This is a genomic window from Bradyrhizobium sp. JHI2711 (assembly GCF_056156565.1).
Genome location: NZ_JBPZPT010000017.1, coordinates 1 through 10,124 on the forward strand (window position 1 = coordinate 1; position 10,124 = coordinate 10,124).

The 10,124-nt window shown below is 57.7% G+C and carries 8 protein-coding genes and 3 pseudogenes; 5 read left to right on the forward strand and 6 right to left on the reverse strand.

All coding sequences use genetic code 11. The annotated features are described in order from the left end of the window. Nucleotides 1-140 (forward strand): annotated as a pseudogene (locus tag ACTEK7_RS36480) (IS110 family transposase); the annotation flags it as partial. Nucleotides 141-378: 238 nt separating this feature from the next. Here the strand turns inward: ACTEK7_RS36480 and ACTEK7_RS36485 are convergent. Beyond that, nucleotides 379-654, reverse strand: a pseudogene (locus ACTEK7_RS36485) (transposase); the annotation flags it as partial. Between the two features lie 381 nt (nt 655-1,035). Here ACTEK7_RS36485 and ACTEK7_RS36490 point away from each other — a divergent pair. After that, nucleotides 1,036-2,222 (forward strand): IS3 family transposase gene (locus ACTEK7_RS36490; RefSeq protein WP_225148794.1). Its coding sequence is split into 2 segments (ribosomal slippage): nt 1,036-1,288 and nt 1,288-2,222, totalling 1,188 coding nucleotides; the frame shifts between segments, so codons are not numbered across the junction. Nucleotides 2,223-2,744: 522 nt separating this feature from the next. Here ACTEK7_RS36490 and ACTEK7_RS36495 read toward each other — a convergent pair. Both ACTEK7_RS36495 and ectB read right to left on the reverse strand, forming a co-directional pair. After that, nucleotides 2,745-3,581 carry a 2OG-Fe(II)-dependent halogenase WelO5 family protein gene (locus ACTEK7_RS36495; RefSeq protein ID WP_225131521.1) on the reverse strand — a complete coding sequence of 279 codons (837 nt, stop codon included), beginning with the start codon at nt 3,579-3,581 and terminating at the stop codon, nt 2,745-2,747. A gap of 4 nt (nt 3,582-3,585) precedes the next feature. Continuing rightward, entirely contained in the window at nt 3,586-4,830 is a 1,245-nt protein-coding gene (gene ectB / locus ACTEK7_RS36500; protein WP_225148793.1) for a diaminobutyrate--2-oxoglutarate transaminase, read from the reverse strand. Between the two features lie 1,147 nt (nt 4,831-5,977). Between ectB and ACTEK7_RS36505 the strand changes: the two genes are divergently transcribed. The 3 genes from ACTEK7_RS36505 to ACTEK7_RS36515 all read left to right on the forward strand — a co-directional run bounded on the left by ACTEK7_RS36505 (nt 5,978) and on the right by ACTEK7_RS36515 (nt 6,851). Beyond that, nucleotides 5,978-6,208 (forward strand): hypothetical protein, encoded by a 231-nt coding sequence (locus ACTEK7_RS36505; RefSeq protein WP_225131517.1) that lies wholly within the window; start codon nt 5,978-5,980, stop codon nt 6,206-6,208. Between the two features lie 86 nt (nt 6,209-6,294). Beyond that, nucleotides 6,295-6,555 carry a hypothetical protein gene (locus ACTEK7_RS36510; RefSeq protein ID WP_225131515.1) on the forward strand — a complete coding sequence of 87 codons (261 nt, stop codon included), beginning with the start codon at nt 6,295-6,297 and terminating at the stop codon, nt 6,553-6,555. After that, nucleotides 6,552-6,851, forward strand: a complete 300-nt coding sequence (locus ACTEK7_RS36515; RefSeq protein ID WP_225131525.1) for a hypothetical protein — start codon at nt 6,552-6,554, stop codon at nt 6,849-6,851. The genes ACTEK7_RS36510 and ACTEK7_RS36515 overlap by 4 nt, the downstream gene beginning before the upstream one ends. A 5-nt stretch (nt 6,852-6,856) precedes the next feature. On the opposite strand, the pseudogene ACTEK7_RS36520 reads toward ACTEK7_RS36515, so the two are convergent. From ACTEK7_RS36520 to ACTEK7_RS36530, 3 genes and pseudogenes are all read right to left on the reverse strand, one after another. Beyond that, nucleotides 6,857-7,093 (reverse strand): annotated as a pseudogene (locus ACTEK7_RS36520) (integrase core domain-containing protein); the annotation flags it as partial. A gap of 76 nt (nt 7,094-7,169) precedes the next feature. After that, nucleotides 7,170-8,183 carry a radical SAM protein gene (locus tag ACTEK7_RS36525; RefSeq protein WP_225131513.1) on the reverse strand — a complete coding sequence of 338 codons (1,014 nt, stop codon included), beginning with the start codon at nt 8,181-8,183 and terminating at the stop codon, nt 7,170-7,172. Nucleotides 8,184-9,162: 979 nt separating this feature from the next. After that, on the reverse strand, nt 9,163-10,124 hold a 962-nt coding region (locus ACTEK7_RS36530; RefSeq protein ID WP_225131512.1), incomplete at its 5' end, for a KamA family radical SAM protein.

Consider the following 10,124-nt stretch of genomic DNA (forward strand, 5'->3'; position numbering starts at 1 on the left):
GCTGGCTCAACGGGCTCCAAGCTCGGATGCATCCGAATAAGGCCGTTGTCGCACTAGCCGCCAAGATGGCTCGCATTGTCTGGGTGGTCTTGAACAAGCCAGGAGCACTCTACGAACGCAGGGATCCTGCTTTCAGCTGACGACTTCTGGCGAGATTGCAAGGCTCGGGAACAGTGATGACGAAACAGTGGATCAACATGCCGTAAGCCCTGTGCAAAAAAGCGGGCTTCGTGCCCGAACCATTTATTGGGAACGGCCTGCGCGGATCTCATCATGGCCTGGCTGCAACAGCAGTCCGCTCGCGAGAGGCCGGATACATTTATGCAACTGGAAGCGTCATTTTCGCTGTTACGACCCTTGCACGGACGGTGCGGACCATACATTCTTTCTCAGCAAGTCCTTCAGCGCGACATTGTCGAGCATGGCAGCCGCCCCAGCCGCGTGTTCTCATCCTCCAGCGCCTTCAGCCGCTTGGCCTCCGACACCTCCATACCACCGAACTTCGCCTTCCATTTGTAGATGCTCGCGTCGCTGACGCCGTGCTTGCGGCGCCGGCCTCGTGCTCCTTCAAATCCCGATGTTCTGCTCTTCCGAAAAGCGGCTGCCTTCATGCTCTGGTCCTTCTCGTGGGCCAGAACCAACTTCAAACTGGATTAAGCCCGTGGGGCAAGGTCGGCGGCTCGGTTACATGCGTCGTCGACGAACTGTGCTGCCGGATTCAGTGCTTGGAGAGGTCGAGGCTGGAGCCCGTGTCGCGCAATGCGGCGTCCCACAACTCAGTGCGCTCCTTCGGCACGTTAATAGAACCTGGTCTTTCGGCGATCTAACGGTCGATGCCGGTGGGCCGATCGGCCCACCGCCCCAAGTCGCCCAAGTTTGCTCTTAATACAGCTTTGATCGAAGGAAGGAACGGTAGACTCGCTCCGACGAAGCTATTGACGCACGCGTTAAGTTGAGGGCTAAAAGCAACCCGTGACCTGCCACTGCGTATTTCCTCCAGAAGGAGTTAGAGTCCGGCCGAAGAAGGACGGACAGATGAAGCGAGCAAGGTTCACGGAAGAGCAGATTATCGCGGTATTGAAGGAGCATGAGGCTGGGGCGAAGACAGCCGACCTGGCTCGCAAGCACGGTGTTTCCGAGGCGACGATCTACAATTGGAAGGCCAAATTCGGCGGCATGGACGTTTCCGAAGCGAAGCGGCTGAGGGCCTTGGAAGAGGAGAACGGGAAGCTGAAGAAGCTTCTGGCCGAGCAGATGCTCGATGCGGCCGCACTTCGCGAGCTCCTTTCAAAAAAATGGTAGGGCCCGCCGCCAAGCGCGCTGCGATCGCGCATCTGCAGGCCGTCATGAGCCTGTCGGAACGGCGGGCCTGCTCGATCGTGGGGGCGGATCGGAAGATGATTCGCTATCGCTCCAGCCGCCCGCCGGACGCAGTTCTGCATGGCCGATTGCGCGATCTTGCCAACGAGCGGCGGCGTTTCGGCTATCGCCGGTTGTTCGTCTTACTGCGGCGGGAGGGCGAGCCATCGGGGATCAACCGGATCTACCGGCTTTACCGCGAGGAAGGGCTCACCGTCCGCAAACGGCGGGCTCGCCGCAAGGCCGTGGGGACCCGTGCCCCGATCCTGGTCGAGGCGAGGCCGAACGCGCGCTGGTCGCTGGACTTCGTCCACGACCAGTTCGCCAATGGCCGACGCTTCCGCATCCTCAACATCGTCGACGACGTCACCAAGGAATGCCTGGGCGCCATTCCGGAGACGTCGATCTCGGGGCGGCGCGCGGCCCGCGAACTGACGGCAATCGTCCAGCGACGCGGCAAGCCAAGAATGATCGTGTCCGACCATGGCACCGAATTCACCTGCAACGCCATGCTCGCTTGGTGCAAGGACGCAGCCATCGATTGGCACTTCATTGCGCCGGGAAAGCCGATGCAGAACGGCTTCGCCGAGAGTTTCAATGGCCGGATGCGCGATGAGCTACTCAACGAGACCCTGTTCTTCGATCTCGATGACGCCCGCGCCAAGATCGCCAACTGGGTCGCCGACTACAATCTCCAGCGTCCCCACTCGTCGCTGAAATACCTGACTCCCGCGGCCTACGCCGCCCACCTCACCGCAACGGACGATCGGCTGCGCAACCCCGACCAGCTCCGCCGATCGTCCGTTGCTCCACCCGCGCCACTTGGCGTACAAAACCCCGAGACTCTAACTGCCGCTGGATGAAAATGCAGTGGCAGGTCACCCGGCTCCCAGAGTTTCTGAACCAGGATGCCTTAGATCGCCGTTCCGTTCGCATGTTGGTGGATCGTCGTGATCATCAGGAGCCAGCATATGCTCGGAGCCACGCGTTTCAACGTGTCTGCGCGCTGCGGCACATGAGGAGACTGCTACGGTTTGGAGAGCGGTCTTGCTTACCAGGTGCAAGGGCAGCCGTACAGCTTTGCGAAGGGCGGACTGCGCTTGCAAGCAGACCACCTTAAGACAGAAGCGTGACGCACAGCCTCACACGGCGTAATAAGCTTCAAAAGTCGACGTTCAGCCGTAGGACGCCACCGACTTGCGCTGCTATCGTTCCTAATGCCCATTTCATTTCGTACGAACTGTGACGGGTCGCCTATCACGCTGCGACGGCATTCCAACAGGCGAGGGGTCCGTGCGGCAACGCTATCCAATTGATGCCGGACATTCGATAGATAGAACTCCTTGTCGCCACAATGTTACCAGCATGACTGTGCAAGTCCGACTTCAGGTCCACCAGAGAACCACATCTGGGCTCGCAAACCCAAAAAAACAGTTCAGCAGAAGGCGAGGCTTGCCATTGCCTGATTGGCCGGTCACCCCATGAACGTAGCCGCCGTCGATGAGCGCGATATCTCCTGCTTTGAGCTGAAAATCGTGATAAGGAAGGTCCTCAAGATAAGCTGTCGAAAAGGGATAGCCTGTAGTCTCCAGGCCTTGCGATTTTCGGTCACTCTCTGTCGGTTTGTGGCTCCAGATGCGCAGATTGCCACCTTCATCGGGCATGCTGGGGTAGAAATTCAGCGCTACAACCGTTTTGTTCGCCACCGGCCGAATCTCGCTATCGGCACATAGAACTTGGGCGACGTCGTCGTGGGGCTCTAAGCAATACATCCCTGCGCCAGACCAGCAGATGGCACGACAAAGATTAGCTTGACCGTGCTCCGAGCGAGCCAGCCGCAACTCAACTCCCTGTTTGTGAAGCTCGCCTTTCAGCGCATCGAATAACGCGCGGACCGGATCTACCAGATCCGCAAAAAGGGCTTCCACGAAAGGACGCGCACTTTCCGCATCGGCAAAATAGGTGGCTGCATTCCTCCTGTAGTGCGATGCGCCGACATATCGGCCGGGAACGCCATCTTTGCGCTCCTCGAGACCGGGGTTTCGATTAAAGTTCGTCGTGATGTCCTCGGCCAGCTCGGGACTGAATGCCTGTTTGATGTGCAGGCCGGTGATCTCACCCTTTAGGATTGAGATGATCTCCCCAAGTTTGATGGAGCCGGTTCGTTCCTTGGTCGTGAGAAGCGAGATCGCTGGTACTTGAGACAGCTGTGCAGTTGCCATTGCCTTACTCCTGTATTGCCTGCTCGAGGATCGCGATGCCACGGTCGAGCTCGGCATCCGAGATTGTTATCGGCGGGAGGACTTTGATGACGTCTCGGTTTGGTCCCGAAGATTCAATCAGCAGTCCGTTTGCGAACGCGATATCGTGTGCGCGGTCGACAATCGCGTGTGAGCGACACTTGAGACCCGCCATCAGGCCGCGGCCTCGCTTTTCTTCAATGCAATTCGGGAATTTCGCGACGAGATCATCAAGGTGTCGTTGCAATTTGGCAGCTGTCCGCTCGACGCCAGGAGTAAATTTGGTGTCTGACCACATTTTGCACATGGCGCCTGAAGTCACGAAAGCAAGATTGTTGCCTCTGAAGGTGCCGCTATGTTCTCCGGGTTTCCATACGTCTAGGTCGGGGCGAATCAAAACCATGGAGAGCGGATTTCCCGAACCGCTTAGCGACTTTGAAAGACAGACGATGTCTGGTTCGATCTTTGCAAATTCGAAGGAGAAGAAATCACCTGTTCGGCCTGATCCTGCTTGAATGTCGTCGACGATGAAAACGATGCCGTGGTCACGGCAGATGCGCTGAATATCCGTGAGCCAACGTGCCGATGCAGTGTTCATGCCGCCTTCTGCCTGGATCGTTTCCAGAATGATTGCGGCGGGTTTTTCTATGCCACTCCCGAGGTCGCCCAGGACGTAGTCGATGTAACTCGCTGAATCGAAAGCTCCGTTTGCATAGCCGTCATAGGGGACGCGGATCACATCGTGGCGAGCCACGCCGCCGAGCTCCCTGGTAGAGGCTGAACCTGACACAGCCAGGGAGCCAAGTGACATCCCGTGGAACGCATTTGTAAAGGCCATGACGCTGGAACGGCCGGTATATTTTCGGGCCAGCGCAAGCGCCGCTTCGTTAGCGCTTGTTCCAGTCGGTCCAGGAAATTGCAATTTGTACGAAAGACCCCTCGGCTTCAGAATCGTATCAACAAACACTTCGATAAATTCACGTTTCGCCGTTGTGTGCATATCAAGCGACAAAAGAATGTTCCCGCCCGCGAGATAATCAATTGCCGGTGCAAGGATATTGGGATTGTTGTGCCCGTAGTTGAGTGCGCCGGACCCCACAAGGAAATCAATATAGCTCTTGCCGCCCTCGTCCCAAATCGTCGCCCCAAGCGCCTTCGTAAAGACAGTGGGAAACGAGCGGCTATAGCGACGAACATTAGATTCATGAGCAGAGAAAACGTCAACATTCATCTTGCGGATCCGTGTGCATGCATCTCATTGAGCGAAATGGACTGAACACGTTCAGTTTGCGACAAACGTCCAGACTGCAGCGACTGGTTCATCACGGTGCATTCCAGACCGTTGTCTCGATTCAGCTCCTGGCGAGTCTCTATCTAAGAATCTGCGAACAAAGAACCTACTAAGGCCGGCAGTTTTTGTTGCAGAGGCACTGACACTGCCCCGCAATATGTGGAACGGCCGGCGTGCAAGAGCTTCTTCAGCCGATTTCACACATTAGGACCGTGCCGTCATATCCCCGGCCTTTGCGCGCGGCACGTGGCCGCTGGGCTCGATGAGATCCGCGCAACGGGGAACTAAATCAAGTTCACGCGTTTTAGCGCATGGGGGGCAGTAGCTTCACTCGCTTCAGGATTTCGTGCCGTGGTTCATCGGCTGTTGTTGCACCTTGCCCTCTGCCGGCCTGCGCCGGTCAGATCGCCTTGGCGACTGGCGTCCATCGGACGGCGGCCGCAGTAGTCGACAGCGGGTTGGGGTGCCGGTAGGTCCCGCCTTTCGCCAGAAGGGCGCAAATGATCCGCGAAGTCTTGTTGACTTGCGCAAGCGCGACAACCTTGAAAGACGGTCTGGCGAATAGCGCCTTCAGCCAGGGTCGCACCTGAGCGTCCTCTGCCGCTTGTCGATGGGGCGTTGAAAGATCGAATCCCATCAGTCGCCCTGCTTTCTGGATCGGCTGATGGCGCTCGGGTGGTCGCAGGAAGAAGTGATCGATGATGATCTGGGTCGTTCAGCCACCGGCGGCGACCGCCGGATTTGAGCGAATGGTAGCGGAGTTTGCCTCGGCAAGGCTGGTGCGGTTTGCTCCCGCAATATCGCGCTTCGCCAGCAACAGCCGGGACGGGCAGCAGACGCGTGGGCGATACCGTTCTGGTCGATCAGGAGACGATCTATGCGCCGAGCCACGGCACCGCCCCCTCCAGCTCGGGCTCAAAGGCTGCCTCAATGAGTACGAGCTGGATTCGTTGCGCCAGCGCTCGCTCTCGGCCCGCTACGAGAAGACGCGCCGGGGCGAGTTGGTTGTGGCGGCGCCATATCCCGCACTACAACTGCGCCTGGATGGATAACGACGGCCCTCATGGCTTCCGCGGATTGCGCGTCGATGATGCAGTCGATACTGCTTGCTTTTCCGTCGGGGCGCTACGCCGCTGCAACCGCGGCCGCCAAGGAAGCCGGCGAACGGCGCGATCAGATGCGCGATGCTCTCAGCCGCAACGTCGAAGCAGCGTGCTATGGCGCCGACCGGGCCTTGCAGCAATTCGATGCGGCTGCCCCTGCTAGCCGGTTGGTGGCGAGGAACGCAAGACACCGTACGGCCGATGGCTGCCGCTGATCCAGCGACGCCTTGCGTCGCTGGCCACTGATCTAAAGACTGTCTGAACGGCGCCTACAACCAATGCACGGCTGAAGAAGTGCATCGTGGGCATCCCGATCGACAAAGTCGTGGCCGATGTAGCCTCGGAGATCGTTCTCGTCGTCCACTACGAGGTGACGCCACAGCGAGCTGCCCTCGCCGACGCGCCGGCGCGGACAGCGCGGCAGCACCTCTGCCGAGCCATCCAAGCCGTGCGTCAGCTGGTGCTGATCGGTAGCGACGAACTGATTGCGGCTTCCTCAACCGCAACGGCCGCTAGACGGGCAACGGCAAGCGCCGGAGCCGCGTGCGCGTCACATCAATGAGCTCGAAGTACCGTGTCCCGGTGTTCAAGCCCGCGGAGGACGGGATCAAGCCTTGGCTCATCCTGAAGATTGCATCCAAGACGCTGCGGCTCGCGCCTAAAGCGGGAGAGATCCAATATCTTCATCCTCTGTTGGATGGTCACTGGGTCTTCGCCCGCGCCGCCTCAGAGCGTCCGCCGTTCAATCGATCACCAAAGGGCGCGGCAAATCCAAAGCCTCCGCAGGATCGCCTCCCAACCAGCGAAACCTCTTCTCATCAATCGCATAGCCAGACGGGTACTCCGATGCAGGTTTGACAATTGCGCCAAGTCTCCACATTTTTCCGGGCCTCCAGAAGGGGCATGAACCAGTGGGCGTTGAGGCATTCGGCCAGGAAGCGGCAGTTGGAGGCTGGATAAAGGCGTTGTCGGTCGGCATTCCGAGCCGCGAGAGGCGAGAAGACCAGCGTGGCGCCGCGCTGATGGGCCCACAGGTAAGATCGCGCGAAAACGAACTCGCTGCCTTGATCGACGCGGATCGTTGCCGGAAACCCACTTTTAGCTGTAATCGAAAGGCCCCGTGGCACCGTCGACTACCGCTGAAGTCAAGGCATGTGGCGTACGCCGTTCTGTTGGCTAAGCGCAAGCACGCGCACGGCTCTCAATATGATTGAGAAGGGCAGTCGGACACTTGGCGCAGCTGTTCGTCTGGTATTTCTTAAGGGCGGTTCCCCAAGCAGTTTCTAGGTCAAACCCCGGGTACCGGACGTTTCCGACAACAAGTTTATGGCTGTCGGGATCACCGATCGCGCAGGAACAGGGATAGAGGTCGCCGTTCGTAGAGAGATAGCCCGAAGCGAAATAACAGTTGCATTCGGTGAATCGAACGTTCGGCGGCTGCTTTGTCACTTCGATGAGAATTGGCGTTAGCAGCTCAAGGCGCGTCGAGCCCTGTGCAGCCATTGCGATTAGTGCCGTCTGAAGTTCTCTAACTTCCTCAGCCGAGTCCAAACATTCGTCTTCGTAGTCGAGAGCGGCACCTACAGCGAACATCGGCATGATTCTGAAAGTGTCGACGCCGATCGATGACAATGCGCGATAGGCGTCTAAGGCCCCATGGATGTTGTGCCGATTCACAATCATCCTAGCCTGCACCAAGACCCCGCAATTAACTGCCTCTGCCATCTGCCGGAGTGCCGTTTTGTGAACTCCCCGCTTTGTCTGAACGCGGTCAAGCGCCTGCGCGTTTGCAGCATCACAATTGAATTGAAAGGCAAGCTTGTCGCGATCGTCGAAGATTGATGCGACATCACGAACTGGCACCTGACCAAGTCCACCAGTGTTCAGCTGGACATGAATGCCCCGTCTGTTTGCAGCGTGTGCCATCAGGGCTGCAGAGCGCGGAAACACGATTTTGAGAAGCGGCTCACCACCGGTTACGATGACTTTTTCCAACCTATGTCGTTCAACGAGGAGGTCCACGAAATTTGTAATTTCCTTGATAGTCAACTGTGATGGATCCCGGCGTCTCCTAGATTGATTTCTATACTGTTCGGGAACATAGCAGCGTTTGCAATGAAGATTGCAGTAGGAGGATACACTTATTTTGACTTGGCCAAAAACGAGCGGAGGCAAGTTGCGAAACGGCATGAGGTCCTTCCAACTTTTCTGAGGGCGGAGCAGGATTTATGCCAGCAGGAGGCCAACGGAATGTTGCCGGCCTTTGGGCACAATGTCGCGATCTGCTCCTATCGAATCTGTGACCAGGATCCCTTGCCGTAAGCATCGGGTAGCGATGATCACCCACTCGGCATTCTCAGATCCCGTTGCCGCGCCATTCCTCCAGCGCGAACCGGTACCGCTGGCGGCGATGCCTTCACTCTCAGTGAAGCCCCTAACTCCAACCGCGAGAGCGAGTCGACACAGGCCGCGCACGTAAGCCAACGGCTCTATCGTGCCGGGGGCTTGTCGAGCAGCGCACCAGTGTTATTTTCGTCGCTGATCGTCTTGCGCGTCTCGTCCGCACTATTGCAGCAACGCTGCTCGTCCATTGGCTCTCGATTTCCTGCAACCCTTGCCTCCAACGGCACAATGCGGAGTACCGGTGCTCTCACCTTCGCATTCCTAGTTCGATCAGCCGTTCACCCAATGGTGAGCCCAGCACTTCTACTCGGATATTGCGCATGCTCCACGTGCCCGCGTTAACCAGCCCGCCCCCGAAGCTCCAACCCCTATTTTGGATGCTTCTGGCACAGCGACCTGCGCACCTCTGTCGGCAAGATGTAGGGCGGCAGCAAGGGTCGCCCGGGCAGCGCTACGCCGAGCGGCACGGTAATTTCTGCGCGCCTGCTCACGGGAGCCACTACGCTTGCCGGTGACGCTGGACTGACCGCGCCCCACTGATGACTGCATTCGATCATTCACGAAATGAAAGCAGCAACACCATTTGCCCGCCACTCGAGCTCGCACTCGGCTCGCACATGATGCAAATATCCTACCCACGTCACTGCGACGGTGCCATTCCTCTGGAGGGCGCGGCTAACAGACCACTCGCGCTGACCGTATACCGGCCGGACTTTGGTAGTCCCCGCGCTCTGCAGCAGTAATCATCATTGCGCGCCCACCGATCTCATCCCTCGGGCAAGTCGTCCAGCCAGCAAGCATCCTCCACGTGCGGCCGGGAAAAGATCCTCCCGATCTTTTCGGGCATCTTATTTTGATGATATCGCATATACACGCGACCATCATCTCCCAGATCGAGGATCTCGATCTTTCCCGTGTAGTGGGACATGATGTATTTGAATGTCTTCTGGATGCCGCTGAGACGTTGGTTGATGCCGCGCGTAATCTCTAGTCCGCGACGCAATGAAACCTGAAAGTGCGAAGCGCCTTTGACTGGCCTGCCCTGAAAAAGATAGTAGGGACGCACTCCGATTTGATGACATTTGGCAAAGGTCGCCGCCAACACCTCGGGATCATCATTGACTTTCGCGAGAAGAACGGACTGATTGAGGAATTGTACGCCCTGTGCGCGTAAGGACTGAATTTGGCGTACCGCATAGCCCGAAATTTCGCCGATGTGATCGAAGTGTGTGACGATTACTGCAGTCTTACCCGTTTTTTGGAGTCGTTGGAACAAGGCCGGTAGAGCGGAATCGTCAAAACGCTTGGGCTCATAGGCCACCATTTTCGTCCCGAATCGAATTGATTCCAAATGTCTGATGGGGAGCAAATGATCAAGAATCTCATTGAGCTTGGCAGTGCTGAGCACGAATGGGTCCCCTCCAGATAGCAGCACGTTCGTCATTTCAGGGTGGTCGCGAATATATTGGGCGACCCTTGCGAAATCGGGCGCAATTTCATCGGACTCCTTGCCGACTAGGCGCTTGCGAAAGCAATAGCGGCAATATGACGCGCATCGGTCCGTTACAAGCAACAAACCGGTCTGGGGATACTTGTGCTGGTGATCTGAGGCCGGCAAACTGGACCATTTTTGGCTAGAGTTGGCGCTGCGTAAATCCCTCGACTGGGAGGAGCGACGACGATGAAGGCCTCGAAGTTTTCGGACGCCCAGAAGGCGTTTATCCTGAA